This window comes from Nonomuraea sp. CA-143628, from assembly GCF_050942315.1.
Classification (GTDB): Bacteria; Actinomycetota; Actinomycetes; order Streptosporangiales; family Streptosporangiaceae; genus Nonomuraea.
The window spans coordinates 11,799,123-11,825,844 of the sequence record NZ_CP192072.1 but is presented as its reverse complement, the minus strand read 5'-3'; the positions used below and the strand labels follow the sequence as shown (position 1 = coordinate 11,825,844).

The 26,722-nt window shown below is 69.9% G+C and carries 24 protein-coding genes; 14 read left to right on the top strand and 10 right to left on the bottom strand.

Annotated elements, in window-relative coordinates:
- Positions 1-11: 11 nt before the first annotated feature.
- From ACQP2T_RS53310 to ACQP2T_RS53295, 4 genes are all read left to right on the top strand, one after another.
- Complete coding sequence (locus ACQP2T_RS53310) at positions 12-1,091, top strand: sugar phosphate nucleotidyltransferase (RefSeq protein ID WP_433512435.1); 1,080 nt, start codon at positions 12-14, stop codon at positions 1,089-1,091.
- 252 nt (positions 1,092-1,343) lie between these two features.
- Positions 1,344-2,237 carry a DNA-3-methyladenine glycosylase family protein gene (locus tag ACQP2T_RS53305; protein WP_433519947.1) on the top strand — a complete coding sequence of 298 codons (894 nt, stop codon included), beginning with the start codon at positions 1,344-1,346 and terminating at the stop codon, positions 2,235-2,237.
- A gap of 49 nt (positions 2,238-2,286) precedes the next feature.
- Positions 2,287-4,845: a bifunctional FO biosynthesis protein CofGH gene (locus tag ACQP2T_RS53300; protein WP_433512434.1), complete on the top strand. Its 2,559-nt coding sequence runs from the start codon at positions 2,287-2,289 to the stop codon at positions 4,843-4,845.
- A gap of 79 nt (positions 4,846-4,924) precedes the next feature.
- Entirely contained in the window at positions 4,925-6,673 is a 1,749-nt protein-coding gene (locus tag ACQP2T_RS53295; protein ID WP_433512433.1) for a substrate-binding and VWA domain-containing protein, read from the top strand.
- A 68-nt stretch (positions 6,674-6,741) separates the two neighbouring features.
- Here ACQP2T_RS53295 and ACQP2T_RS53290 read toward each other — a convergent pair whose 3' ends face one another.
- From ACQP2T_RS53290 to cofD, 3 genes are all read right to left on the bottom strand, one after another.
- Positions 6,742-7,476: a lytic polysaccharide monooxygenase gene (locus ACQP2T_RS53290; protein ID WP_433512432.1), complete on the bottom strand. Its 735-nt coding sequence runs from the start codon at positions 7,474-7,476 to the stop codon at positions 6,742-6,744.
- An 88-nt stretch (positions 7,477-7,564) separates the two neighbouring features.
- A complete protein-coding gene (locus tag ACQP2T_RS53285; RefSeq protein WP_433512431.1) occupies positions 7,565-8,974 on the bottom strand; it encodes a coenzyme F420-0:L-glutamate ligase in 1,410 nt (469 codons plus the stop codon).
- Entirely contained in the window at positions 8,971-9,909 is a 939-nt protein-coding gene (cofD, locus tag ACQP2T_RS53280; protein WP_433512430.1) for a 2-phospho-L-lactate transferase, read from the bottom strand. The genes ACQP2T_RS53285 and cofD overlap by 4 nt, the downstream gene beginning before the upstream one ends.
- A gap of 193 nt (positions 9,910-10,102) precedes the next feature.
- Here cofD and ACQP2T_RS53275 point away from each other — a divergent pair, with 193 nt between their 5' ends.
- Positions 10,103-12,250, top strand: coding sequence for a hypothetical protein (locus ACQP2T_RS53275; protein ID WP_433512429.1), 2,148 nt, complete (start codon positions 10,103-10,105; stop codon positions 12,248-12,250).
- A gap of 322 nt (positions 12,251-12,572) precedes the next feature.
- Positions 12,573-12,833 carry a WhiB family transcriptional regulator gene (locus ACQP2T_RS53270; protein WP_214633495.1) on the top strand — a complete coding sequence of 87 codons (261 nt, stop codon included), beginning with the start codon at positions 12,573-12,575 and terminating at the stop codon, positions 12,831-12,833.
- Positions 12,834-12,915: 82 nt separating this feature from the next.
- On the opposite strand, the gene ACQP2T_RS53265 is transcribed toward ACQP2T_RS53270, so the two are convergent.
- The 3 genes from ACQP2T_RS53265 to ACQP2T_RS53255 all read right to left on the bottom strand — a co-directional run bounded on the left by ACQP2T_RS53265 (position 12,916) and on the right by ACQP2T_RS53255 (position 14,781).
- Entirely contained in the window at positions 12,916-14,136 is a 1,221-nt protein-coding gene (locus ACQP2T_RS53265) for a methyltransferase domain-containing protein (protein WP_433512428.1), read from the bottom strand.
- The gene (locus ACQP2T_RS53260; RefSeq protein ID WP_358550811.1) at positions 14,136-14,282 is read right to left on the bottom strand and encodes a hypothetical protein; all 147 of its coding nucleotides are present in this window, start codon (positions 14,280-14,282) and stop codon (positions 14,136-14,138) included. The genes ACQP2T_RS53265 and ACQP2T_RS53260 overlap by 1 nt, the downstream gene beginning before the upstream one ends.
- A gap of 106 nt (positions 14,283-14,388) precedes the next feature.
- Positions 14,389-14,781, bottom strand: a complete 393-nt coding sequence (locus ACQP2T_RS53255; protein ID WP_357647905.1) for a metallopeptidase family protein — start codon at positions 14,779-14,781, stop codon at positions 14,389-14,391.
- A 183-nt stretch (positions 14,782-14,964) separates the two neighbouring features.
- Between ACQP2T_RS53255 and ACQP2T_RS53250 the strand changes: the two genes are divergently transcribed.
- From ACQP2T_RS53250 to ACQP2T_RS53230, 5 genes are read left to right on the top strand one after another with little or no spacing between them, the layout of a single operon-like run.
- Positions 14,965-15,333, top strand: coding sequence for a DUF3499 domain-containing protein (locus ACQP2T_RS53250; protein WP_214633499.1), 369 nt, complete (start codon positions 14,965-14,967; stop codon positions 15,331-15,333).
- A gap of 41 nt (positions 15,334-15,374) precedes the next feature.
- Positions 15,375-16,754, top strand: coding sequence for a phosphomannomutase/phosphoglucomutase (locus ACQP2T_RS53245; protein ID WP_433512427.1), 1,380 nt, complete (start codon positions 15,375-15,377; stop codon positions 16,752-16,754).
- A complete protein-coding gene (locus ACQP2T_RS53240; protein ID WP_214633501.1) occupies positions 16,751-16,918 on the top strand; it encodes a Trm112 family protein in 168 nt (55 codons plus the stop codon). Before ACQP2T_RS53245 ends, ACQP2T_RS53240 begins: the two co-directional genes overlap by 4 nt.
- The gene (locus ACQP2T_RS53235) at positions 16,915-18,021 is read left to right on the top strand and encodes an SIS domain-containing protein (RefSeq protein WP_433512426.1); all 1,107 of its coding nucleotides are present in this window, start codon (positions 16,915-16,917) and stop codon (positions 18,019-18,021) included. The genes ACQP2T_RS53240 and ACQP2T_RS53235 overlap by 4 nt, the downstream gene beginning before the upstream one ends.
- A 51-nt stretch (positions 18,022-18,072) precedes the next feature.
- Positions 18,073-18,999 carry a cation diffusion facilitator family transporter gene (locus tag ACQP2T_RS53230; protein WP_433512425.1) on the top strand — a complete coding sequence of 309 codons (927 nt, stop codon included), beginning with the start codon at positions 18,073-18,075 and terminating at the stop codon, positions 18,997-18,999.
- Positions 19,000-19,188: 189 nt separating this feature from the next.
- On the opposite strand, the gene ACQP2T_RS53225 is transcribed toward ACQP2T_RS53230, so the two are convergent.
- Positions 19,189-20,916 (bottom strand): phosphatidylglycerol lysyltransferase domain-containing protein, encoded by a 1,728-nt coding sequence (locus ACQP2T_RS53225; RefSeq protein ID WP_433512424.1) that lies wholly within the window; start codon positions 20,914-20,916, stop codon positions 19,189-19,191.
- Positions 20,917-21,109: 193 nt separating this feature from the next.
- On the opposite strand from ACQP2T_RS53225, the gene ACQP2T_RS53220 reads away from it, so the two are divergent.
- Positions 21,110-22,198, top strand: coding sequence for an alpha/beta hydrolase (locus ACQP2T_RS53220; protein ID WP_433512423.1), 1,089 nt, complete (start codon positions 21,110-21,112; stop codon positions 22,196-22,198).
- Between the two features lie 16 nt (positions 22,199-22,214).
- Here ACQP2T_RS53220 and ACQP2T_RS53215 read toward each other — a convergent pair whose 3' ends face one another.
- Together ACQP2T_RS53215 and ACQP2T_RS53210 are read right to left on the bottom strand one after the other, a co-directional pair.
- Positions 22,215-22,685, bottom strand: a complete 471-nt coding sequence (locus ACQP2T_RS53215; protein WP_433512422.1) for a GerMN domain-containing protein — start codon at positions 22,683-22,685, stop codon at positions 22,215-22,217.
- Entirely contained in the window at positions 22,682-23,041 is a 360-nt protein-coding gene (locus ACQP2T_RS53210) for a MerR family DNA-binding transcriptional regulator (protein ID WP_358550826.1), read from the bottom strand. Before ACQP2T_RS53210 ends, ACQP2T_RS53215 begins: the two co-directional genes overlap by 4 nt.
- 101 nt (positions 23,042-23,142) lie before the next feature.
- Here ACQP2T_RS53210 and ahcY point away from each other — a divergent pair, with 101 nt between their 5' ends.
- On the top strand, positions 23,143-24,570 hold the full coding sequence (gene ahcY, locus ACQP2T_RS53205) for an adenosylhomocysteinase (RefSeq protein WP_433512421.1): 1,428 nt from the start codon (positions 23,143-23,145) through the stop codon (positions 24,568-24,570).
- Positions 24,571-24,802: 232 nt separating this feature from the next.
- Positions 24,803-25,987, top strand: a complete 1,185-nt coding sequence (locus tag ACQP2T_RS53200; RefSeq protein WP_433512420.1) for an adenosylhomocysteinase — start codon at positions 24,803-24,805, stop codon at positions 25,985-25,987.
- A 77-nt stretch (positions 25,988-26,064) separates the two neighbouring features.
- Here ACQP2T_RS53200 and ACQP2T_RS53195 read toward each other — a convergent pair whose 3' ends face one another.
- The gene (locus ACQP2T_RS53195) at positions 26,065-26,697 is read right to left on the bottom strand and encodes a DUF305 domain-containing protein (protein WP_433512419.1); all 633 of its coding nucleotides are present in this window, start codon (positions 26,695-26,697) and stop codon (positions 26,065-26,067) included.
- Between the last annotated feature and the right edge of the window lie 25 nt (positions 26,698-26,722).

The window sequence follows — 26,722 nt, the reverse complement described above, 5'->3', positions numbered from 1 at the left end:
TGGAGAGCTCTTTGCCAGACCTTGAGGCGATCCTCCTGGTCGGAGGGCAGGGCACGCGCCTGCGTCCGCTGACACTGGGCACGCCCAAGCCGCTGCTTCCCACCGCCGGAGTGCCGTTCCTGGCACATCAACTGGCCCGTGCCCGATCATTCGGGGTGCGCCGGATCGTCTTCGCGACCTCCTACAAAGCCTCGATGTTCGAGCCCGTCTTCGGTGACGGGGAGGCGTTCGGGCTCTCGCTCGAATACATGACGGAGGAGACGCCGCTCGGCACCGGCGGCGCGATCCGCAACGCCGCCGAGGCGCTCACCTCGGGTCCCGACGATCCTGTGCTCATACTCAACGGCGACATCCTGTCCGGTCACGACATCGGCGACCAGATTCGCACCCATGTGGACCGTTCCGCTGCTGTAACGCTCCATTTGACGGAGGTCGACGATCCGACCCGGTTCGGCTGCGTGCCCACCGACGACGACGGGCGGGTGACCGACTTCCTGGAGAAGACGCCCAACCCGGTGACCAACCGCATCAACGCGGGCTGCTACGTGTTCACCCGCTCGATCATCGACCAGATCCCCAGGGGCGAGGTCGTGTCGGTCGAGCGGCAGACCTTCCCGGGGCTCATCGAGTCGGGCGAGCTCGTGCTGGGCTACGCCGACCGGACCTACTGGCTCGACGTCGGCACGCCCGCCGCGTTCGTCCGCGGCTCGCGCGACCTGGTGCTCGGCCGGCTGGCCTCGCCCGCGCTGCCCGGCCCGACCGGCGAATACCTGGCGCTCGACGGGGCCGTGGTCTCGCCGGAGGCCAAGGTGCAGGGCGGCTCGACGGTGGGGGCGCGCGCCGTGGTCGAGGCTGGCGCCTCGGTGCTGGGCAGCGTGCTGGCCGACGACTGCGTGATCCACGCGGGCGCGTCCGTGACGGACTCGGTGGTGGGCCGGGGGGCGCGGGTGTGCGCGGGCGCGGTGGTGTGCGACGCGGTGATCGGCGACGGCGCGGTGGTGGGTCCGGGCAACGAACTCCAGGCGGGGGTGCGCATTTGGCCGGGCATCGAGCTTCCTGAGCGTGCTGTCCGCTATTCAAGCGACGTCTAAACCCTTTTCTTTCTTGTACGGCAAGCGGTGGGCACCCGCCACCCGCCGTACAGGGCTGGGGGCCTCCAGGAGTACGCCCGCTGAACCCGCACATGGCCGGGCGCCGACACGCGCGCCCCTGAAAGGGGGCGACCGGCACCCGAGGCGGATCGGGATTGACGGGCCCTGGCACCCCGAGACGGACTCGGGCGGCGCCTCACGACGGGGTTCCTGGCGCACGGAGGCGGTTTCGGGCGGCAGACTGGTTGGGTGATGGAACGTTGGTGGGTGCCCGAAGCGCCGGTGGACCTGGGCCTTGTGCTGGGTCCGCACCGGCGCGGCACGGGCGATCCCACCTGGCGCGCCACGCACGACGGCGCCGTGTGGCGCACCTCCCGTACCCCCGACGGGCCCGGCACCCTGCGGGTGAGCATCCGGGCGGGGAGCGTGTGCGGGCAGGCGTGGGGGCCGGGCGCAGGGTGGCTGCTTGAGGCGCTGCCCGCCCTGCTCGGGGCCGATGACGACGCCTCGGGGTTCAGCGTGCGGCACGCCGTGCTGGAGGACGTGGCCAGGAAGCACGCGGGGCTGCGCATCGGCAGGACGGGCCGGGTCATGGAGGCCCTGGTGCCGGCCGTACTCGAGCAGAAGGTCGTCGGGCGTGAGGCGTGGCGGGCCTGGCGGTGGTTGCTGAACCGCTATGGGGAGCCCGCGCCGGGACCCGCGCCCGACGGGATGCGGGTTGTGCCTGAGACGAGCGTGTGGCGGGAGGTGCCGTCCTGGCACTGGCATCGGGCCGGTGCCGAGGCCGTGCGGGCCAGGACGATCGCCACGGCGGCCTGGCACGCCGCCAAGCTGGAGGCCGCCGCCACCAGCGAGGAGCTCGACCGGCTGCTGCGGGCCCTGCCGGGCGTCGGGGTGTGGACGTCGGCGGAGGTGCGTCAGCGGGCCTTCGGCGACCCCGACGCCGTGAGCGTGGGCGACTTCCACCTGGCCACGCTGGTGGGCTACACGCTGACCGGCGAGAAGACCGACGATCCCGGCATGATGCGGCTGCTGGAGCCCTACATGGGCCACCGGCACCGGGCGACGATCCTGATCTACCTCACCGGGCTGCGGCCGCCCGCGCGCGGACCGAGAATGTCGGTGCGCGACTACCGCTCCTTTTGACCCGCCCCTAGGTGCGGGTCGTGAACTCAGCCCGTCGTAGTGTGCCGGTATGAGTCTCGTAAGTGATTCCGCACTCCGCCGTGCTCTCGCCCGAGCCCGCGACGGCAAGACCCTCGACGTCACCGAGGCGGCCGTGCTGCTCCACGCCCGCGATGAGCACCTTGACGCGTTGCTCGAACACGCCTCCCGGATCCGGGATGCCGGATTGGCGGCGGTCGGGAGGGAGGGCGTCATCACGTACAGCAGGAAAGTGTTCATCCCGTTGACCCGGCTCTGCCGGGACCGTTGTGGTTACTGCACGTTCGCGACGGCGCCGAACAAACTGCCCGCGCCGTTTCTGAGTCCTGACGAGGTGCTGGAGATCGCCGCCCAGGGGGCGGCGATGGGGTGCAAGGAGGCGCTGTTCACGCTGGGGGACCGGCCCGAGGACCGCTGGCACCAGGCCCGCGAGTGGCTCGACGCGCACGGCTATGACGACACGCTGTCGTACGTGCGCGCGATGGCGATCAGGGTGCTGGAGGAGACCGGGCTGCTGCCGCACCTGAACCCCGGCGTCCTGAGCTGGCGCGACCTGCAGCGGCTCAAGCCGGTCGCGCCGTCGATGGGCATGATGCTGGAGACGACCTCGCGGCGGCTGTTCGAGGAGAAGGGGGCGGCCCACTACGGGTCTCCGGACAAGGATCCGGCGGTACGGCTGCGCGTGCTGGAGGACGCGGGCCGCTCGAACGTGCCGTTCACCACCGGGATCCTGATCGGCATCGGCGAGACCATCGAAGACCGGGCCGAGTCGATCTTCGCGATCCGGCGGGTGGCGCGCGAGTACGGCGGTGTCCAGGAGGTCATCGTCCAGAACTTCCGCGCCAAGCCGGACACCGCCATGCGCGGCCTGCCGGACGCCGACCTGCAGGAGCTGGCCGCCACGATCGCGGTGGCCCGGCTCGTCCTGGGGCCCCGGGTGCGGCTGCAGGCGCCGCCGAACCTGGTCGACGCCGAGTACGAGCTGATGATCCGGGCCGGGATCGACGACTGGGGCGGGGTGTCGCCGCTGACGCCCGACCACGTCAACCCCGAGCGGCCGTGGCCACAGATCGACGACCTGGCGGCGCGGACCGGGGAGGCGGGGTTCCAGCTGCGGGAGCGGCTGACGATCTATCCGGAGTATGTGCTGGCGGGGGAGCCGTGGCTGGACCCTCGGCTGTTCGCGCACGTGGCGGCGCTGGCGGATCCGGTCACGGGGCTGGCTCGGGAGGACGCGGTGCTCCAGGGGCGGCCGTGGCAGGAGCCGGATGGGGGATTCGCCGCTTCTGGGCGGGTGGATCTGCACGTCGAGGTGGACACGACCGGCCGGACCAACGACCGGCGGGACGACTTCGACAACGTCTACGGGGACTGGGAGGCCCTGCGCGAGCGCCTGGACTCCGGCGCGGCTGGGGGGCATACGCCGTCCGAGGTGCGGGCGGCGCTGCGGCGGGCGGAGGCGGATCCGGCCGGGTTGAGTGAGGCCGAAGCCGTGGCGTTGCTGTCGGCCGACGGTGAAGCGCTTGACGAGCTGGCCCGCATCGCCGACGACCTGCGCGCGCAGGCGGTGGGCGACGAGGTGACGTACGTCGTCAACCGGAACATCAACTTCACCAACGTCTGCTACACCGGCTGCCGCTTCTGCGCCTTCGCCCAGCGCAGGACCGATGCCGACGCCTACACGCTCAGCCTGGACCAGGTGGCCGACCGGGCGGAGGAGGCGTGGCGGGCCGGGGCGACCGAGGTGTGCATGCAGGGCGGCATTCACCCTGACCTGCCGGGCACCGCCTACTTCGACCTCGCCAAGGCGGTCAAGGCCAGGACGCCGGGCATGCACGTACACGCCTTCTCCCCGATGGAGGTCATCAACGGCGCCAGCCGGACGAACCTGTCCATCGAGGACTGGCTGCACGCGGCGAAGGAGGCGGGCGTCGACTCGCTGCCGGGCACGGCGGCGGAGATCCTCGACGACGACGTCCGCTGGGTGCTCACCAAGGGCAAGCTGCCCACCAAGGAGTGGATCGACGTCATCACCACCGCGCACCGGGTGGGCATTCCGACGACGTCCACGATGATGTACGGCCACGTCGACACTCACGTGCACTGGGTCAGGCACATCAAGCTGATCAGGCGGCTGCAGGAGGAGAGCGGCGGGTTCTCGGAGTTCGTGCTGCTGCCGTTCGTGCACACCAGTTCGCCGATCTACCTGGCGGGCGTCGCCCGGCCGGGCCCGACCGCGCGGGAGAACCGGGCCGTGCACGCGCTGGCCAGGATCCTGCTGCACGGGGCGATCTCCAACATCCAGTGCTCCTGGGTCAAGCTCCAGGACGACCTGTGCCACCAGGTGCTCCAGGGCGGGGTGAACGACCTCGGCGGCACGCTGATGGAGGAGACCATCAGCCGGATGGCCGGGTCGGAGAACGGCTCGTACAAGACGATCAGCGAGCTGCGCGCGATGGTCGAGGTCACCGGCCGGCCGGTGCGGCAGCGGACGACGGAGTACGGCCGGCCCGACGGCGAGCGGCTGGCCGTGTCGGCGGCGAGCGACGGTGTCTGCCAGAGCGTCAGGCGGGTACTCCCGATGGCGTAGTTATAACAAGTTCTACCGAGTCTTGCGTCAGTCGTGGGCGGCGCTGGAAGAATCGGCAGTCCCCGAAGAGAGGTGCACCGTGCGGCTGGGTCGACACCGGGCGGCGCTGCCCGCCGAGCAGCGCCGCAGGAAGGCACTGCAACGCGGCCTGCTGGCGGGGGCGGGGGCGGTGGCCATCGTCGCTGCCACCGTGGTCGTGCTCTTCGGCGGAGCCGGCGCGCTGTGCACGACACGAGAGCCTGTTCTGGTCAGCGTGGCCGCCGCGGTGGACGTCGCTCCGGCGGCCATGGAGGCGGCCGGGAAGTTCAACGACGCCAAGAACTCGATCGGCGGCCGGTGCGTGCTCGTCCAGGTCACCGAGCAGCCCCCGGCCACCGTGTTACGGACGCTGATCGGCGACCGGGCCGGCGTGCTGCGCGAGCGGCCCGACGGCTGGATCGCCGACTCCTCCGCCTGGATCCGGTTAGCCCGCAAGCAGGGCGCGAGCGCGCTGCCGGCGGGGGAGAGCGTGGTGGCGACGTCGCCGCTGGTGTTCGCCACGCGGTCGTCGCTGGCGCAGCGCTTCTCCGTCGGCAAGACCGAGATGAACTGGCGGATGGTCTTCCCCTCCACCGTGCGGGGCCGGCTCACGCCCAACGCCAACGAGCCCGACGTCGTGCGCGTCCCTGACCCGTCGCTGGCCGGCGCCGGGATCGCCACGGTCGCCGCCGCCAGGGACGTCGTGGGCAACGGGCCCGAGGCCGACAAGGCGCTGACCGCGTTCGTCCGCTGGGCGCAGGCGGGCTCGGCGCCCGACTACCGCTCGATGCTGGCCGCCGTGGACGACCGCACCTTCTGGCAGCGGCCGGTGGTCATCGTGCCCGAGCAGTCGGTGTGGACGCACAACCAGCAGCCCTCGGCCGACCCGGTCGTCGCGCTGCGCCCGCGTGAGGGCACGATCAATCTCGACTATCCGTACGTCGTCACCGCCACCGACCCCACGGTCGCCGAAGCCTCGACGCTCTTCGCCGACTGGCTACGCGGCCCCGAGGCCCAGGATCTGGTACGGCGGGCCGGCTTCCACTCGGGCGACGGCGCGCAGGGCCCGATCTCGCCGGGGCCGGAGATCCCGACGGGTGCCCCGAAGACCCGGCCCTCGGTGTCGCCCGAGGACATCGACGAGGCACTGCAGGCGTGGAGCAGGCTGGCACCGCCGACGAACATCCTGGTGCTGGCCGACACCTCCAAGCACATGGCCGAGAAGCTGAAGGACACCACCCGGCTGGGCGTCTCGCTGGCCGCGGCCAAGATCGGGCTGCGGCTCTTCCCCGACACCACGTACATGGGGCTGTGGGAGTTCGCCGTCGGGCTCGGTCAGGCCAAGGGCTACCAGCAGCGCGTCAGCCTGGGGCCGATCAACCGTCCCGAGAGCGGCCAGCTGGTCCGCAGGAGCGTACTCGACCAGCTCACCACCACGATCACCGCGCATCCCGATCATGACAGCTCGCTCTACGACGCGATACTCGGCGGCTTCCACGAGGTCGCGGGCAAGTATCGCGCGGAGATGAACAACACGCTCCTGGTGATCACCGCGGGCAAGGACGACGGCCGCGGCATCAAGCTGCCGCAGCTGATCAGCAAGCTCCGCGAGGAGTGGGACCCGAACAAGCCCATCCAGATCGTCATCATCGCCTTCGGCAACGCGGACCGGGCGAGCCTGTCCGACATCACGTCCGTCACGAACGGCTCCCTGCACATCGCCCAGCAGCCGGACGAGATCATCGACGTCTTCCTCGCCGCGCTCGCCCGCCGCCTGTGCCACCCCACCTGCAAGCCGACGACGTATTAAGGAAGACACGTGATGAGGGGGTGCCGGGAAGCCCCGGCACCCCCTCGCTCGCTCACGAGCTCCGCGGGTTAGACGCGCTGCCATAGCGCCGGTACGTTCGGCGGCTCCCATCCGGGGAGTGCGGTGTGCGCCTGGATGCACTTGTACGACAGCCCGGCGTACGTGACCTGCGCGCCCACCGCGTACGCGACATTCGGCGCCCAGGTGCCACCCGGCGTCACTGTCGGGGTCGGCGTGGGCGTCGGGGTGGGGGTGGGGGTCGGTGTGGGCGTGGGGGTCGGGTTCCCGCCGCCTCCGCCGAACCTCAGGTCGACGCAGGAGTAGAAGGCGTTGGAGGTGTCGGCGATGTTCCAGATCGCCAGGACCTTCTGCCGGCCGCTGTAGCCGGCGAAGTTCACGGTGTGGGTGACCGTCGCCGGTGGCTGGGCTCCTCCGTCGTTGAACGAGGCGACCCGGGTGTTGCCGATGAAGTACTCCCAGGTGCTGGTGGAGTGCCTGGCGGTGAGTGTCCACCTGAAGGTCACCGAGTTGCCGACCGAGGTGACCGGCCAGGGCTTGGACTCGTCGCTGAGCTGGGCGAAGCGGGCGTTGTTGCCGTGGCAGTTACGCAGCCCCTTCGGCCCTTCCACGCTCTGCGGCTCGTAGATGATGTCGCCGCAGTTGGGCACCTGACCCTGCGCGCAGAACGCCTGACGGCTGGGCGGGGAGTTGATGTAGCCGTGCGCCAGGGCCGGCTCGGCGACGTAGACCATGGCGGCGATCGAGACCACCGCCACGGTGAGTAATGTGAGCATCCTTCTCATGGAGTGCTCCTTTACATGGGGGGATGCTCCGAATGTAAAGGAAACCTTATTAACGGTAAATGGGCCCTTGACTGCTTTTGACTGGCTGTCAGCGCGTCAGGATGAAGTCCTGCGGATCGCGGGGCGGGCGGTCCCGGGGCGGGGCCGCCGCGTGGCCCACCGCGACGCAGCCCATCGGGTCCCACGACTCCGGCAGGTCGAGCACCTCGCGCACCACCGGACGGCAGAACATCGTGGACGACACCCACGCCGAGCCGAGTCCCTCGACGGCCAGCTGGATGAGGAAGTTCTCGACGCCGGCGCCCGTCGCCACGATGAACATCTCGCGCTCGGAGGCGTTGCGCCGCTCGTCACGGTAGGTGTGGGAGCCCTCCATCACCAGGCACGGCACGACCAGGTAGGGGGCGTTGCGCAGCACGTCGCCGCGCCTGACCCGCTTGGTGATCGACTCCTCGGTGAACCCGTCGGCCCGCAGGTCGGCGATCCAGGCATCACGCATGGCGTCGAGCAGTTTCACCTTCGTCTGCGCCGACTCGACCAGCACGAACCGCCACGGGGTCGTGTGGTGCGGCGCCGGCGCGGCGATGCCCGCCGCCACCGCCCGGCGTACGGCATAGGAGTCGACGGGCTCGGTGGAGAACTCCCTGATCGTACGGCGGGCGAACACCACGTCACGCGAGCCGTAGCGGAACATGTCCTCGTCGGCCGGCCGGACCAGCGCCCGGACGCCCGGCCCGTCCTCCTCGGTCACCAGGTGGGACAGGCCGCGCACGACGGCCACGGGCACGCCCGCGAGCTTGCCCTTGACCAGCTCGGCGGCTGCGGCGATCTCGTCGATCAGGGCGGTCACGGTGGCGTTGAGCGGGTTGCCGTGGGTGTCGGTGCCGCCGCGCAGGTCTTCGAGCGGGGTCACGCCGGCGGCGCCGATCGCCACGTCGGTCAGACCATGGCGCCATGGGCGGCCGAACGTGTCAGAGATGATCACGCCCACTCGCGCGCGGGCCGCCAGGGCCGCGCGGACGCGCTGGGCGGAGGCGTCGGAGTCCTCGGGGAGCAGCAGGACCGTGCCGGGGGCGGTGTTGGAGGCGTCGACCCCGGCGGCGGCCATGACGAAGCCGTGGCGGGTCTGTGAGATGACGGTGTCGCCGCGCCTGGCCACCACGCGCTCGGTCTCTTCGGCGATGGCGGCCTGACGATCGGGGGCCTGGCGGATCCGGCCCTCGGCCTTGCTCACGATCTTGGAGGTGATGACGAGGATGTCGCCGTCGCGCAGGTCGGCGTCGCCGAGCAGGGCCGCGATGTCGTCGCCGGGCCGCACCTCACCGATGCCCGGGACCCCGAACACCTCGACACGACCGGCCAGACCGCCGACCGGACTGACCGGACTCGCTGCGTCGGCGTGCTCGGCCGAGGCGGGGGGCTCGGTCGGGATGGAGGCCTCGGCCGGGATGGCGGGCTCCGCCGGACTCGTGGGCTCGATCGGACTCGTTGGGGTCATCGGGCGAGCTCCAGGGCCAGGTCGAGGGTGGCGCGGGCGATGTCGGCCGCCGCCTCGGCGTCGTGCATGATCAGCGGTCGTGACTCCACCCTGACCCCGTCGAGAGCGACGCCGGAATCCTCCTCGGCGACCAGCCAGCCGTCGATCAGCTCCGCGCCGTAGAGGTCCAGCACCGCCTGGGCGCTGGTCTCGACGCCGATCGCGGTCAGGCAGGCGTCGGCCATGCCGCGCACCGGCGCCCCGCCGATGATGGGGGAGACGCCCACTACGGTCTTGGCCAGCAGCGCCTCGCGGATGCCCGGCACCTGAAGGATCGTGCCGATGCTCACCACCGGGTTGGACGGCGGCAGGATCACCACGTCGGCCTCCGCGATGGCCTCCAGCACGCCAGGCGCCGGTTTGGCGGTCTCGACCCCGACCAGCGCGATCGACTCGGCGGGGATGGCGGCGCGCAGGCGTACCCACCACTCCTGGAAGTGGATCGCCCGCCGCCCGCGCTCGTCGGAGACGACGACGTGCGTCTCGCAGCGGTCGTCGCTCATCGGCAGCAGGCGCACGCCCGGCTGCCAGCGCGCGCACAGCGCCTCGGTGATCTGGGAGAGCGGGTAGCCGGCCTCCAGCATCTGCGACCGGACGATGTGCGTGGCGAAGTCGCGGTCGCCCAGCCCGAACCACTGCGGCTCGACCCCGTAGGCCGCCAGCTCCTCCTTGACGGCATGGGACTCCTTGGCGCGACCCCAGCCCTGCTCCTCGTCGATGCCGCCGCCCAGGGTGTACATGACAGTGTCGAGGTCAGGGCAGACCCGCAGGCCGAACAGGGTGATGTCGTCGCCCGTGTTGCCGATGACGGTGATCTGGGCGTCGGGGGCCGTCGCCCGCAGGCCACGCAGGAAGCGGGCGCCGCCGATGCCGCCGGCGAGGGACACGATGTGCATGCGGACCAGTCTCGCACCGGCCACCGACACACCTGTCTCGGGAGGCGGCTTTACAACGCTTCGGTCTCCGAAAAACCCAGCAAACCATGCTTTATGTGGACGTCTAGCGCGTAAGAGGTTGCTCGGACATCCGCCGCCAAAGTCATCGATGTGGCAAACTCCCTTCGGGCCAAAGGGTCCGATGGGGGTACTTGTGAGCAAACTTGACGTCGCCCGGCTGAGGGAGCCGGCCGCCTGGCTCATGCTCGCCGGCGGCGGACTGAACATCCTCGTGTCCATCGGCAAGGTCCTGGTCAGCTCTTCGGGCTCCGTGGTCGCCGACCTCTCCTTCGCGGACCGTGCCTTCAGCAACTTCGGGAACTTCACCAGCCCCGTCACCACGGCGCTGCTCCTCGGCTCGGTGGTGCTGCTCACCAAGGTCGGCGCGCCGTCGTCCCAGGCCAAGCCGGTCGCGTTCGGCGCGGCGGCCATGCTCGGCATCGCCACCCTGTTCGGCGCGATCACGCTGATCCTCGGGCTCTTCGCGGGCAGTGGCGCGCGGTTGACGGCGGAGTTCGTGATCAGGGGCGTGCCGGTGCTCGCGCTGACGGCCATCGCGCTGGTCTACTTGCTCCCACAGGTCCTGCCCGACCGCCCAGCCGTCCAGCCCCAGCAGGGGTACGGCCAGCAGTTCCCCAACGCCCCTTATGGTCAGCAGCCCCCCGGCCAGCAGCAGCCGTACGGCCAGCAACCCCCCAGCTATGGCGGCCAGCCCGAGCAGCCCGGCTACGCCCAGCAGCCTCCGGGCCTTGGCGGCCAGCTTGAGCAACCCGCTTATGGTCAGCAGCCGCCGAGTTACGGTGGCGCGCCCGAGCAGCCCGCCCCTGGCCAGCAGCCACCGAGCTACGGTGAGCAGCCGGGTTATGGACAGCAACCGCCCAGTTACGGCGGTCCGGCGGCGGCGGAGCAGGCCGGTCAGGCCGGGTATGCCCAGCAGCCGCCCAGCTTCGGCGGTCAGCCGGACGGCTTCGGAGCCCCGGCGGAGCAGCCGGGATACGCCCAGCAGCCGCCGAGTCAGGGTGGCCAGCCTGAGCAGCCCGCCTATGGTCAGCAGCCGCCGAGTTACGGTGGCGCGCCCGAGCAGCCCGCTTATGGCCAGCAACCGACCAGTTACGGCGGCCAGCCCGAGCAGTCCCCCTACGCTCCGGAGCCGGCCTCGACCCCCCAGCCGGTCACCGTCGCATTCCCCGCCACGACCGACCGTGACCAGCCAGACCAGGGCTTCCCCACGCCTCAGCCCGGCTTCGGTCAGACGGACCCCAGCTTCTCCACGCCTCAGCCCCAGCCCGGGTTCGGCCAGACGGATCCCAGCTTCCCCACGCCCCAGCCCGGCTTCGGCCAGACGAACCCGAGCTTCCCGACGCCCGACGGCGGTCACCAGCCGAAGCCCGAGTACCAGCCCGCCCCCTACGTCCCCGCGGACAGCCAGCCGAGCGCCTTCTCCCAGCCGTACAACACACCGGCCAACCAGGCGATCACCTACAACACCCCGGACAGCCAGGCGATCCCGTACAACACGCCGGACAACCAGCTGATCCCGTTCAGCACGCCGGAGAGCCCGGCGGCTCCGTACGTCCCCGCGGACAGCAAGCCCAACGCCTACGCCCCTGCGGACAGCCAGGCGAACGCCTACCAGACGGTCGACAGCCAGCCGAACCCGTGGGCGCCCGCCGACCCGGCGCAGAACCAGGCCCAGCCGCAGCCCCTGTTCGGTCAGCAGCCTTTCGGGCACAACGCCTTCGACCAGCCGCAGAACCAGCCGCAGGGCCAGCCCCAGAGCCAGCCGCAGGGCCAGCCCTTCACCGGCTTCTCGGGCCACGAGTACGCCACCCCGGCCGCCTACCAGGAGCCCGACCCGCCAGTGGACCCGCGTTCCCAGCAGCTCCTGGACGCCTACCAGCAGGCCGAGACCTACCAGCACTCGGCGGCCGGCGCCGCCTCCGACCTGCGCGTTCCCGACTACGCGAGCCAGCAGCAGGCCAGGCCCTACGACGACCCCTTCGGGCACCCGCAGCAACAGCAGCCGGGCTATCCGACGCAGCCTCCCGCCCACCAGGTCCCTTACGAGCCGCCCCAGGCCCCGTACGAGCCCCAGCCGGCCCAGTACGAGCCCCAGCCCTACCAGCCGCACCACCAGTCGCAGCCCCAGGCGGCCGGATGGGGCGACCACCCGGCGGAGTCCACCGTCCGGCTCGACCAGTCGATGTTCCGTGGTGACGCGCTGGGCGGCGACGCGCCCCGGCAGGGAGACGACCCGATCGACCCCACGGCCATTTACAGCCCCAACGAGCCACGCAGGTAAGCGACCGTTAAAGCACGGCTAGAGAGAAGGTGGGCCACGGGCGGAAGTCTCTCCCGCCCTGGTACGGTTCGGACCACTGCCAGACGTTGCAACACCCCAGGCCAACGCCATGGAAACAGGGACAAGGCCAGGGTGCGAACATCACATGCCATGCACACCGGGGCGAGATCTGGTCTTTCCCCGGATACCGGCATGCCGCTTGACTCCACGTACGGCACACGCGTGTAATTACAACCATGTTGTTACGCCTTCCTGTGGGTGGGTAGTAAGGAAGGCGTTCCATGGGGGGCTCCATTGCGGGCGGGCGGCAGGGAGGTGTGCAGTGACCGATCTGGTCATCGCACAGGATGAGCTTGACGCTGAAGAACTCGGCTGGCAGGAGCGTGCGCTGTGCGCTCAGACGGATCCGGAGGCGTTCTTCCCGGAGAAGGGCGGCTCCACCCGAGAGGCCAAGAAGGTCTGCCGATCGTGCGAAGTACGTGCGGAGTGCCTTGAGTACGCACTCGAACACGATGAGCGGTTCGGCATCTGGGGTGGGCTGTCCGAGCGGGAGCGCAGAAGGATCAAGCGAGAGGCCGTTTAACGATATAAGGGATATATAGGAGAAGGGGGCACACGGGCTGCCGTGTGACCCCTTCTCGCATGTATGGAGGGCGGGTCGCCGATCACCGAACTGCCGCTGGCACCCGCCCGAACCTGGACCCCGCTCCCGCGGCTGACGGCCACGTCATCCGTCGTGCTTCCCCGATGGGCGTGGCGTCCAGCCAGATCTGCTGGCCGTCGGGAGTGACGGTCATGCCGAACCGGTCGCGGTCGGGCTTGCCCCAGCTCACCCAGCGGAAGTAGGCATCGGTGACCTCCTCCCACAGAGCCCGCCGGCCTACCTGGTAGACCTCGTACTCCTCTGCGTTGGGTCGCCACGCCACGGTCGCCCAGGAGTAGGCCTCGTCGGGGTCGGACACCCATATCCGGTACAGCTCTCCGTCTTCGTCCGGTTCCGCGCTGCCGCTCGAGGTCAGGCCCGTTAGCGACGAGATGGCGAGGTCCGCTCCGGACGGAGCGTAGGCGATCGTGCGGGGGTCCACGCGCGTGGTGGAGCGGTGTTTGTCCTCTGGGCCACGGGCCGGGCGGTCCGCGACGGGACGCTGGGAGCGCATCATCATGTACGAGGCGAAGCCGAGGAAGCGGCCGTACGCGGTGCCGTCCGGGGCGACGATGAGCCGCAGGGCGTGGTTGTCGCCGAACCCGGGGCAGTAGGGCAGCACGATCTCCCCGCCAGGACGGCACTGCTCCACCCACGTGTAGGGCACGGTGCGGATGCCGCAGGTGACGTGAACCCGATCGAACGGCGCCCGCTCCGGGCAGCCGGCCGCGCCGTCGCCGACGATCAGGTGCGGGTGCACGCCGGCCGCGCTCAGGTTCTTGGCGGCCTGCTCCGCCACCACGGGGTCGACGTCGATCGAGGTCACGTTCTCCTCGCCGACGAGATGGGACAGCAGGGCGGCGGTCCAGCCGGTGCCCGTGCCGATCTCCAGCACCCGGCGGCCTGGCACGGTGTCCAGGATCTGGAGCAGGTCGGCGACGGTGCTCGGCGCCGAGGCCGAGGAGGAGTAGCCGCCCACCTTGGCCCTGATGTCGGTGGCCCCGTCGTCGAGCTGGGTGACGATGGAGTGGGGCGAGTAGACCGCGTCCCACCAGGCGTCCGGGTCGGCGTCGCGGTCGATGATGTACGCGCTGTCGGGGGTGGTCGGCACGGGGAGCGCTACCGAAGGGATGAACAGATGGCGGGGCACCGCGCGGATCGCCCCTTTGACGCGTGGCCCGATGTCGTCGAACTCGTCGAGGTGCTCGATCAGGCGTTGAACCCCCTGCGCCAGGTCGTTCACTACTTCTTTCCGTCCTTCGAGTCGGCGCTGTGCGCGCCGTTGGAGGTCTTGTTCTGGTCCTTGTTGGAGCCGGCTTCCCGGCTCGCGGCGGATTTCGGATCGAGGGCCTCGGCCTTCGGGCTGTCGGGCTTCTCGTGCCTGCCCATGGATGCTCTCCTTCACCTCGGTGAACACTCACGGTAATCGTATGGCTACTCTCTGCAACTAGACAAGGGTTGCCAAACCTTAGGCTGCCGCGCGGGGCCAGGCCGGTCAGCGGCGGTCGTCGTAGCCCGGGTCGACGGTCTCGGGTGACAGGCCGAGGAGCGTGGCCACCTGCTCGACCACGGTGTCGTGCACCAGCGCCCCCAGCGTGTCGCGGTCACGGGCGCGAGCCTCCAGCGGCCGCCGGTAGATGACCACGGCGGCCGGGTCCTGACCGCGCGCGACGTCGGCGCGGCCGAACGGGATCGGCTCCGAGCCGAGCCGGGGCCCGTCGCCGAGCTCGCTCAGCGGCGGCACCTCCTCGACCGCGAACTCCACCGCCGCCAGCTGCTTGCCCCACTGCGGCCGGAGCCGGTCGACGGCGTCGAGCACGAGGTCGTCGAACCGCTCGCTGCGTGATCTGGCGATCGGCACGTGGGAGGGAGCGAGGGGGCCGCGCATGCCGCGACCGTGCCGGTCACGCCGTCTGGGGCCACGCCGTTGGTTCACACGGCAAGTGTACGGGGAGGCGGCTTCGGGGCAGTTGGGGAGAAAGCCTGCGACAGGTGTCCGAATTGTGGCGACACGCTCGTTAAGAGCGCCCAGATAGTGGCGCCTCGCACTCTTACCAGATACGGTCCCTCCGTGAGCCCCGTCCGCCGCTGTTCCCGCACCGCCTGCAGTCAGCCTGCAGTCTTCACGCTCACGTACGTATACGCCGACTCGACCGCTGTTCTCGGCCCTCTGGCGACGTACGCCGAGCCACACTGTTACGACCTGTGCGCCGAACACGCCGAGCGGCTGACCGCTCCCCGCGGCTGGGAAGTGGTGCGGCTGCCCACGGACGGCACGTCGCCCAGCTCCGACGACCTCGAGGCGCTGGCCAACGCCGTCAGGGAGGCCGCCAGGCCCGCGCCGTCCGGTGGCGGCGAGCCGGTCGGCCAAGGGGTCGAGGTCGGGCGGAGGGGGCACCTGCGCGTTCTTCGGTCCGCCCAGCAACATCGCGACCGGTAGGCTCGGTCGTACACGTGACGACCTAGGGGCGGAGCTGGAGAGTGGGCGACCTCGCCAAGATCTTCAAGGCGTACGACGTTCGCGGCGTGGTGCCTGACGAGCTGGACGAGCCGACCGCCGAGGCCGTGGGGGCGGCCTTCGTCGAGGTGACAGGGGCGCGATCGGTCGTGGTCGCGCATGACATGCGGGAGTCATCCGGGCCGCTGTCCGCGGCGTTCGTGCGCGGGGCGCGCTCGCGCGGCGCCGACGTGGTGCACGCCGGGCTGGGCTCCACCGATCTGCTCTACTACGCCAGCGGCAGCCTGGGGCTGCCCGGCGTGATGTTCACCGCCAGCCACAACCCGGCGCGATACAACGGCATGAAGATGTGCCGCGCGGGCGCGGTGCCGATCGGCGGCGACAGCGGCCTCACCGAGATCCGCGACCGCGCGGCCGAACTACTCGGCGGCGGCCTCAGCGCGGCCGAGTCGCCTGGCAGCACCGCCGAGCCGGCCGGGTCGCTGATCGGGAAGGACCTGCTCCAGGGCTACGCCGACCACCTGCGCAAGCTGGTCGACCTGTCGAGCGTCCGGCCGCTGAAGGTCGTCGCCGACGCGGGCAACGGCATGGGCGGTCACACCGTTCCGGCCGTCTTCGAGGGCCTGCCGATCGAGCTGATCCCGCTCTACTTCGAGCTCGACGGCTCCTTCCCCAACCACGAGGCCAACCCGCTGGAGCCGGCCAACCTGCGCGATCTGCAGCGAGCCGTTCGCGAGACGGGCGCCGACCTCGGGCTGGCCTTCGACGGCGACGCCGACCGGTGCTGGGTGATCGACGAGCGCGGCGAGTCGGTCTCGCCGTCCGCCGTCACGGCGCTGGTGGCCGTACGCGAGCTGGGCAAATACCCGGGCGCGACGATCATCCACAACCTGATCACGTCGGCGGGGGTGCCGGAGATCGTCCGCGAGCACGGCGGCGAGCCGGTGCGCACCCGCGTCGGGCACTCCTTCATCAAGGCCGAGATGGCCCGCACGGGCGCGGTCTTCGGCGGCGAGCACTCCGCCCACTACTACTTCCGCGATTTCTGGTTCGCCGACTCCGGCATGCTCGCGGCGATGCACGTGCTGGCCGCGCTCGGCGAGCAGGACCGCCCGCTGTCGGAGCTGATCGGCGCCTACGCGCGCTACCACGCCTCGGGCGAGATCAACAGCACGGTCGCCGACCAGGAAGCGGCCCTCCAGTCCGTACGAGGGGCGTTCGGCTCCAGGGGCACCGTCGACGAGCTCGACGGGCTCACCGTGACCGGCGCCGACTGGTGGTTCAACCTGCGCGCCTCCAACACCGAGCCGCTGCTGCGGCTCAACGCCGAGGCGGCTGACGAGAGCAAGATGACGGCGATACGGGACGAGGTCCTCGCCATGGTTAGAGGGGTGTCAGTGTGAAGATCGACGACTGGCTGCTGGAGATTCTGGCCTGCCCGGCGTGCAAGTCACCGCTGCGCGCGGAGAGCGAGACCGAGGAGCTGGTCTGCACGGGATGTGGCCTGATCTACCCGGTCAGGGATGACATTCCCGTCCTGCTCGTCGACGAGGCCAGGAAGCCGTGACCTGGGAGCCCGAGCGGCTCGATGACCAGCACCATCTCACTGAGGGCGATCCGGGCGGCATGCTGGTGGCGGTGGCGGCCTCGGCCGCCCAGGTCCGCATCGCCTACCGGGCCGCGGTCGAGGCGGGCGTCGACCGGCTGACCTCTCGGGTGCGTCCGCGCGCGGTCGTGGTCGTGGGCATGGGCGGCTCCGCGATCGCGGGCGACGTCCTGGCCGCGGTCTGCGGCAACGGCGCCCCGATGCCCATCGTGACCCTGCGCTCCCACCAGCTGCCCGGCTGGGTGGGCGCGACCGATCTGGTCATCGCGGTGTCGTGCTCGGGGCGTACTGAGGAGACGCAGTCGGCGGCCATGGAGGCCGTGCGGCGGGGTTGCTCGCTGATCGCGATCGGCAGCGCGGACTCGCCCCTGGAGGCGATCGCCAGGCAGGCGTCGGCCGTCTACGTGCCGGTGCAGGCGACTGGGCAGGCCCGCGCCAACCTCTGGCTGCTGACGATCCCGCTGATCGTGTCCGCCGCCTCGCTCGGCCTGGTCAAGGCCGACGAGGAGCTCTACGAGCGGGTGGCCGGGACACTGGAGGACATCGCGCACCGGTGCCGGCCGTCCAGCGAGTCGTTCGTCAACCCGGGCAAGACGCTGGCCATGGAGCTGGCCGAGAGCGTGCCGATGATCTGGGGCTCGTCCTCCGTCACCGCGGTCGCCGGCTACCGGCTGGCCTGCCAGCTCAACACCAACGCCAAATACCCGGCGATCTTCGGCGAGCTGCCCGAGGCCGGCCACAACCAGGTGGCCGCCTTCGACGGGCCGATGGCCGCGCGCGACATCTTCGCCGACGCCGCCGGCCGCACGCTCAGGCTGGTGATGCTGCGCGACGTCGAGGAGGACCCACGGGTGTCGCGGCGCCGCGAGACGACCGTACGCCTGGCGAACGATCGCGGCGTGCCCGTCACCGAGCTGTCCGCCGAAGGCACGCACCCGCTGGAGCGGATCGCCTCGCTGATCGGCCTGTGCGACTACGCGACCACCTATCTGGCTCTCGGATATGGCGTCGATCCGACCCCTGTGCCGGCGATCACGGAGCTTAAGGCCAGAATTTCGCAATAGGATCCCTTTTCGGGCCTTTAACGACATGATCATGATGAGTGGAGTTTTCCGGTGAGCGCGAGTGGCGGTAGCAAAGCGATCATTGCGGCGTTGACCGCCAACCTGGCGATCGCCGTGTCGAAGTTCGTGGCCGCGTTCTTCACCGGGTCGTCCTCGATGCTCGCCGAAGGCATCCACTCCGTCGCCGACTCGGGCAACCAGCTGCTGTTGCTGCTCGGCGGCAAGCGGGCGCAGCGGGAGCGGGACAAGGCGCATCCTTTCGGATATGGGCGCGAGCGCTATTTCTACGCGTTCGTGGTGGCCGTGGTGCTGTTCACGATCGGTGCGGCGTTCTCGCTCTATGAGGGTGTCAGCAAGATCGTGAGTCCGCATGATGTGGAGTCGCCGATCTGGGCGTTCGCGGTGCTGATCTTCGCGATCATCGCGGAGGGTTTCTCCTTCCGTACGGCGATCAGGGAGTCCAACCCGCTGCGCGGCAGTCAGTCGTGGGTGACGTTCATCCGGCGGTCCAAGTCGCCCGAGCTGCCGGTCATCCTGCTGGAGGACCTCGGCGCGCTGCTCGGCCTGATCTTCGCGCTGTTCGGCGTGGCGATGGCGGTCATCACGGGTGACGGCGTGTGGGACGGGATCGGCACGCTGATGATCGGCGTGCTGCTGGCCGTGATCGCGGTCGTGCTGGCCATCGAGACCAAGTCGCTGCTGGTCGGTGAGGGGGCCTCGTCGGAGATGGAGGCCCAGATCCGGACCGCGCTGGAGGGTACGCCGGCGGTCGACCGGGTGATCCACATGCGCACGATGCACCTCGGGCCGGAGGAACTGCTGGTGGCGGCCAAGATCGCGGTTTCGCACGACGACTCGGCCTCCGAGGTCGCCAGGGGCATCGACGAGGCCGAGCGGCGGATCCGTGAGGCCGTACCGATCGCCCGGGTCATCTACCTGGAGCCGGACCTCGACCGCTCGCACACCCCGACCGCCTGACGGGGTTGTCCCACACTCTCTCGCCCGACGCCGACCGGCGCTGACGGGCCTGTCCCCGCCTTCTCCCGCTTGGCCGCCGCCCGCCCTTACGGGCCTGTCCCCGCGCTCTCCCGCCTGGCCGCTGCCCGCCCTGACGGGCCTCTCCCGTGCTCGTCGGCCCCGAAGGTCGCCAGGGGCGCGCGTGCGCGGCTATGAGGCGAGTGGGGCCGCGTTGCGTCTGATGAGGCGGGTGGCGCGGCGCCAGCCGCGGCTGGGCAGGCCCAGCGTGATGAACGCCTCGGCCTGCAACGCCGACACCCCGATCCGCGGCAGATCCCGGGCGTTGGGGTAGACCACGAACCGCGGCTCCCAGATCGGCCGGAACTTGGCGTTGAACCGGTACAGCGACTCGATCTGGAACCAGTGCGACAGGAACACCAGCAGGCCGCGCCACGCCCGCAGCACCGGCCCGGCGCCGAGCCGCTCGCCCCTGGCCAGTGCCGCCCGGAACATCGCGAAGTTCAGCGAGACCTGCTTGATCGCCATCTCGGGCGAGGCCTGGAGGGTCTTGACGATCAGCAGCTCGTTCAGTCCGGGATCGGCGTCGCGGTCCCTGCGCATCAGGTCGAGGGAGATGCCGTGCGGCCCCCATGGAACGAAGTGCAGCACGGCTCTGATCTCGCCGTCCTTGTGCGCGGTGGCCACCACGCAGTCGGCGTCGGCGGGGTCGCCGAAGCGGCCGAGCGCCATGGAGAAGCCGCGTTCGGTCTCGGTGCCGCGCCAGGAGACGGCGGCCTGCTTGATCCGTTCCTTCTCGTCCCCGGTCAGGTCGGCGACCCGTTGGACGCGGCAGGTGTAGCCCCCGCGCTCGACCCTGTTGGCCATCTGGCGGACGTTGCGCATGGCGCGGCCCTCCAGCGTGAAGTCGGCGACCTCGACCACCGCCTCGTCGCCGAGCTCCAGCGCCGACATCCCGGTCCTGCGGGTCCACACCTCGCCGCCGACCTCGCCGCAGCCGATCACGGCGGGCACCCAGGCGTGCCGTTTGGCCTTGGCCATGAACCCGTCGATCGCGGCCGGCCACGCCTCGCGGTCGCCGATCGGGTCGCCGCTGGCCAGCATGACGCCCGAGACGACCCGGTAGGCGATCGCGGCCTTGCCCGAGGGGGAGAAGAGCACGCTCTTGTCGCGGCGGAGCGCGAAGTAGCCGAGCGAGTCGCGCTGCCCGTGTCTGCCGAGCAGGTCGCGCAGCCGCAGCTCGTCGTCCTCGGTGAGCTCGGAGATCGGGCGTTCGGGGCGCAGCAGCAGGTAGAGGGAGGTGACCGCGGTCAGCGTGCCGAGCGCGATCAGCGAGAGGTAGACCAGGTCCGAGACGCGGTCGTCGGTGTAGGTGACCGGGCCCTCGACGCCCACCAGGCCGTACACGACATGCTGGAACCGGTCCAGCACGCTCGGGTCGCCCACGATGACCCTCGGATGGGCGCTGACCAGCAGGTAGCCGAGGCCGAGGTCGAGGGCGCCGAGACCGAGGAAGTTCCACAGCGCCCGCCAGCGGGTGCGGGGGTCGGACAGTGCGGCGAACTCGTGCTTGTTCAGCAGCAGCACCACGAAGACGACCAGGCTGAGCGTGGCCGTGACCAGGTGACGCAGGTGGACGAGCTCTATGGCCGCGCTCACGGGCAGCAGCACCACCATCGCCCGCCAGGCCCGCGCCTTCCTGCGGCGCAGCCCGTGCGCCAGCATCACCAGCAGGATGCCGACGATCAGGGCCGTCGCCCGCGCGAGCGTGGTGACGATGCCGGGCAGCAGATCGGACCACTGGCCCATCCTTGTGCGACCGAATCCCGGGGCCACGGCCCTGATGATGTCGAGCAGGCCGATCATCAGTGAGGCGTAGCCGGTGACAGTCGGCACCCATGGGCGCGCGAGCCTCTTCACAGCTCCATATTAGATTCGAGGCTCTATAACGGCCGTGTTAGCTCGCCGGTGGTGATCAGGTGATTCCGGTCCGAGACCGGGCCAATCGGCGATCAGGTCGAAGAGCCGAACCGGGGTCACCGCCGACAGACTTGCCGCAGGGGCTTAACCCGATGCTTACGCCGCGCGGAGTATGCCTATCGTGGAGGGCGATATGGGACTGACCTCGGTGAAACTTCAATTTCTCGTGCTGGTGCTCGCGGTAGGGGCGCTGGTCGCGACCGTGTGGCTGTGGCCCCGGCTGAGCGGGCGCGGCTGGCCGGCCGTGCTGGGCAGGGTGGGTGTGCTCGCGGGGAACCAGCTGCTCACGCTGGTGGCGCTCGCCTTAATCGGGAACTCGTACTTCGGCTTCTACGGCTCGTGGGACGACGTGCTCGGCACCGACACGGGATCGGCGCCCATCACGGTCGCGGGCGTCGGGGCGGGCATCAAGGTGCTGTCCCAGCGGGCCGTACGGGGCGGGCGGATCGAGCAGGTGATGATGCCGGGGCCGACTACGCACCTCAGCGAGGAGGCGTACATCTTCCTGCCCTCGGCCTACTTCACCGACAAGCAGGCGCGCTTCCCCGCGATCCTGTCGCTGACCGGCTACCCGGGCGACCCGCGCAACCTCATGACCCGGCTCGACCTGCCGGGGCGGATGGCGAGCGCGATCGCCAAGCACCAGGTCAAGCCGACGATCCTGGTGATGATGCGGCCGAGCGTGGTGCTGCCGCGCGACACCGAGTGCGTCGACGTGCCGAACGGGCCGCAGGTGCAGGCGTACTTCGCCACCGACGTGCGGCGGGACATGATCGCCTCGTACCGGGTGGGGAGCGGGCGGGACTACTGGGGCATATTGGGTGGTTCGACCGGCGGCTACTGCGCGCTGAAGCTCACGATGACCCATCCGGACGCGTTCTCGGCGGCCGTGTCGCTCTCGGGCTACTACAAGACGATCATCGACGGCACCACCGGTGACCTGTTCGGCGGGGACAAGGCGGTCGAACAGCGCAATGACCTCATGTGGCGGCTGTCCAACCTGCCCGCGCCGCCGGTCACCGTGCTGGTCACCAGCAGCAAGAAGGGCGAGAGCGACTATCGGTCGACGCAGCAGTTCCTGGCCGCGGTGAAGCCGCCGATGCAGGCGTCGTCGCTGATCCTGCCCAGCGGCGGGCACAACTTCAACACCTGGAACAGGGAGCTGCCGCAGGCCCTGCCGTGGCTCGCCCAGCAGCTCCACGCCCCTGCCTCCGCCGCGTAGCGGCCCTTACTCGTTCTTACTCGTGGCCGGTTATGCAGGACGTGCCCGCGTCCGACTGGTCGAACAGGCAGCGGCCGTCCTTGTCCAGCGTGATCACTTTCTTGACCGACTTGAACTGCTTCAACGTGGCGGCGATCGTGTGCAGGGCGCGCGCGTCGCCGCCCACCCCGCTGCCCCACACCGTCCGGCAGAAGCGCAGCGTGGCCTTGCCGTCCTTGATCTTCAGCTTGAAGTCGGCGCCGCAGTCGGACGGCCCGCGCAGCCGTCCGGTCAGCTCGGAGCGCAGACCCTTCGCGCGCTCCCCCTTGGTCGGGCCCGCGATCAGTTGCTCGATCGCGAACTTGGCGACGCCGCGATCGGGCGCCTTCCTGGTCACCGCGACCACCTTGCCGGGAATGCCGTCTCCCTTGGAGAAGTAGACCTTGACCTCGCCGGTCAGCTGCGCCGGGGAGAGGGCGAGCACGGTGGCCACCAGCAGTTCCATCATGACCGTTTGGACGCGTGGCCGGGGGCGGAGGTTCGCAGGAGGCGCAACGCCTTCTCCTGCTCGAAGTCCAGGGCGCGGCGCGGCGCCTGGATGCGCCCGATTCGCACCCCGAGATCGCGTACGGCGCCCGCCACGGCGGGCTCGCTGAGCACCCGCAACGCGAACGCCAGCTCGGCGGGGGAGATGTCGAACCGCTTCTCCAGCTCGATCCCCTGAGCCACGGCCGCGAGCTCGTCCGCGCCGAACCGCCGATGCGCACCCTGCTCCCGGACCGGCGGCAGAAGGCCAAGAGCCTCCCGGTATCGGAGCATTCGCGGGGACATGCCGAGCCGCCTGGCCGCTTCAGTGATGCGCATCCTTACATTCTTACGTCAGCTTTCGGGTGCTAGAGATGCGACCTTGCTCGAACGGCACCTAAACTCATCGCGACAACTCCGTGATGCGAGGGGAAAACCCGATGGACTTCAAGGTCGCCGACCTTTCACTTGCCGACTTCGGCCGCAAGGAGATCCGGCTCGCCGAGCACGAGATGCCCGGCCTCATGGCCATCCGCCGTGAGTACGCAGGTGCGCGACCCCTGTCCGGCGCGCGGATCATGGGCTCCCTGCACATGACGATCCAGACCGCCGTCCTCATCGAGACGCTGGTCGCGCTCGGCGCCGAGGTCCGCTGGGTCAGCTGCAACATCTTCTCCACCCAGGACCACGCCGCCGCCGCGGTCGTCGTCGGCCCCACGGGCACCGTCGAGGACCCCAAGGGCGTCCCGGTCTTCGCCTGGAAGGGCGAGACGCTGGAGGAATACTGGTGGTGCACCGAGCAGGCGCTCACCTGGCCGGGCGGCCAGACCCCCAACATGATCCTCGACGACGGCGGCGACGCCACGCTCCTCGTCCACAAGGGCGCCGAATATGAGAAGGCCGGAGCCGTCCCGTCCGCCACGGACGACGACCCGGAGGAGTGGCACGTCATCATCGACCTGCTCCAGCGCACGGTCGGCGACGACAAGCGGTGGACCGCGATCGCCGAGAGCATCAAGGGCGTGACCGAGGAGACCACGACCGGCGTGCACCGCCTCTACGAGATGCACAAGACCGGCTCGCTGCTCTTCCCGGCGATCAACGTCAACGACTCGGTGACCAAGTCCAAGTTCGACAACAAGTACGGCTGCCGCCACTCGGTGATCGACGGCCTCAACCGCGCCACCGACGTGCTGATCGGCGGCAAGGTGGCCGTGGTCTGCGGCTACGGCGACGTGGGCAAGGGCTGCGCCGACGCGCTGCGCGGCCAGGGTGCCCGCGTCATCGTGACCGAGATCGACCCGATCTGCGCGCTCCAGGCAGCCATGGACGGCTTCCAGGTCACCACGCTGGACGAGGTCGTCGGCCTGGCCGACATCTTCGTCACCGCGACGGGCAACTTCGACATCATCACCGCCGCGCACATGGCGAAGATGAAGCACCAGGCGATCGTCTCCAACATCGGCCACTTCGACAACGAGATCGACATGGCCGGCCTGGCCAAGCTGCCCGGCGTCGAGAAGCGCAACATCAAGCCGCAGGTGGACGAGTGGGTGTTCGCCGACGGCCACTCGATCATCGTCCTGGCCGAGGGCCGGCTGATGAACCTGGGCTGCGCCACCGGGCACCCGAGCTTCGTCATGTCCAACTCGTTCACCAACCAGGTGATCGCGCAGATCGAGCTGTTCGCGAAGACGGACGAATACCCGATCGGCGTCTACGTGCTGCCCAAGCACCTGGACGAGAAGGTCGCCCGCCTGCACCTGGACTCCCTGGGCGTGAAGCTCACCGAGCTGACCAAGGTCCAGGCCGAGTACATCGGCGTCCCCGTCGAGGGCCCGTTCAAGTCCGACCACTATCGTTACTGATTTCTTTTAAGCCCGACCACTGTCGGTGCTGATTTCTTTCTTTACGGCAGAGCACGGTGAGCGCCAACCCCGCACGGGGTTGGCGTCTGTCCAGGGGAACGCTCCTCCGGTGATGCGGGGCTGGGCGCCGTTACGTGCGTCTTCTTGGCCGTCTTCTTCGGGGAAGTGTGAGGTGTTGGGCGTGGATCTTTCTGAGAGTGGGGAGCGGCACATCAGTTGGGCCGCTCGGTCCATGCCGGTTCTGACGGCCGTGGGGGAGCGATTCGCTGCCTTGCGGCCGCTCGACGGCCTGAAGATCGCTGCCTGTCTGCACGTCACCGCTGAGACCGCTGTGCTCATGGGTGCCCTGAAGGCCGGAGGCGCTGAGATCGCTCTTGCCGCCTCCAACCCCCTGTCCACGCAGGATGACGTCGCCCAGGCGTTGCGTGGCTATGGGATCGCCGTTCACGCGCGGGCCGGGGTGGATCGGGCCACCTACTACCGGCACATCCACCAGGCGCTCGATCTGGGGCCGGACCTTGTGCTGGACGACGGGTGCGATCTGGTCAACATCCTGCACACCGAGCGGACCGATCTCCTGGACGGGGTCTCCGGAGGTTGTGAGGAGACCACTACCGGGATCATCCGGTTGCGGCAGATGGCCGCCGAGAGCGCGTTGCGGTTCCCGGTCGTGGCCGTGAACGACACCCGGACCAAGCGGATGTTCGACAACCGCTACGGGACCGGGCAGTCCACGCTCGACGGGATCATGCGGGCCACCAACATGATGCTGGCCGGGCGGACCATCGTGGTGGCCGGGTTCGGCTACTGCGGCCGGGGGGTCGCCGAGCGGGCCAAGGGGCTGGGGGCGCGGGTGCTCGTCACCGAGATCGACGCCGTCAAGGCGCTGGACGCCACCCTCCAGGGATATGAGGTGCGGCCCATGGCGGAGGCCGCCGTGGCCGGGGATCTGTTCATCACCGTCACCGGGAACCGGGACGTCATCCGGGGCGAGCATCTGGCCCTCATGAAGGATGGCGCCATACTCGCCAACGCCGGGCATTTCGACATCGAGATCGACGTGCGGGCCCTGGACGAGCTGGCTGAGGAGGTCCACCATGGGGTGCGGCCCAACACCGACGAGTACGTGCTGGCGGACGGGCGGCGGCTGCTGTTGCTGGCCGAAGGGCGGCTGGTCAACCTGACCGCGGCCGAGGGGCATCCGGCGGCCGTGATGGACATGTCGTTCTCGGCGCAGGCGCTGGCCGTCGCCTGGCTGGCCGAGGAGCGGGCCCGGCTGGTGCCGGGCGTCTATGACGTACCCGAGGAGATCGACCACGAGGTGGCCAGGCTCAAGCTGGCCGCCGCCGGGATCGGGATCGACACGCTCACCGGTGAGCAGGAGGAATATCTGCATTCCTGGCGAGTCGGTTCCTAGACCACATTCATGGCGGTCGGTCTCTGGAACGCATTCCTGGCGAGTCGGCTTCTCCGCACGCCGTTCGAAAACGGACCTTAGAGCAGCTGTCCCATCCGCCGGATCTCCGCCGCCTGGCTGACCGAGATGTCCTCGGCGATCTCCTGGACGCGCAGGTGTGAGCCCTGGGTGATGACCTCGGTCGACATGGTGATCGCGCCCTGGTGGTGAGTGGTCATCAGCTGGACGAACAGCTGGTCGAACGCCGGGCCCTTGGCCGCCTTGAGGCTCTCCATCTGCTCCGGCGTGGCCATGCCCGGCATGCCCTCATGGGCGGCGTGGTGCTCGGGCACCTGCTGGCCCTGGGCCTTCAGCCAGTCCGTCATCATGGCGATCTCCGGGCCCTGCACCTGGTTGATCCGCGACGCCAGGCGCTTCACACCGTCGTTCGCCGACCGCGAGGGGGCCAGCAGGGCCATGTCGAGGGCCTGGCGGTGGTGGATGATCATGTTCTGCATGTAGCGGACGTCGGCCGCGTTGGCCTTCTGGGGTGGTACGGCGGTGGCGGCCTCGCTGGGGCTCAGCGTCCTGGCCTCCTCGCCGGGTCGTCCGGGAGCGATGACCGGCGCCGTCGCGTTGGCGGTCGGGGCGGGCGGGGCCGCGGAGGTGCCCCCCGAGCAGCCGGTGACGAGCAGGATGGCGCAGGTGCCGACGGTTAGTGCGTAGCGCACCTGACCTCCTTGACCGCGGGGAGTC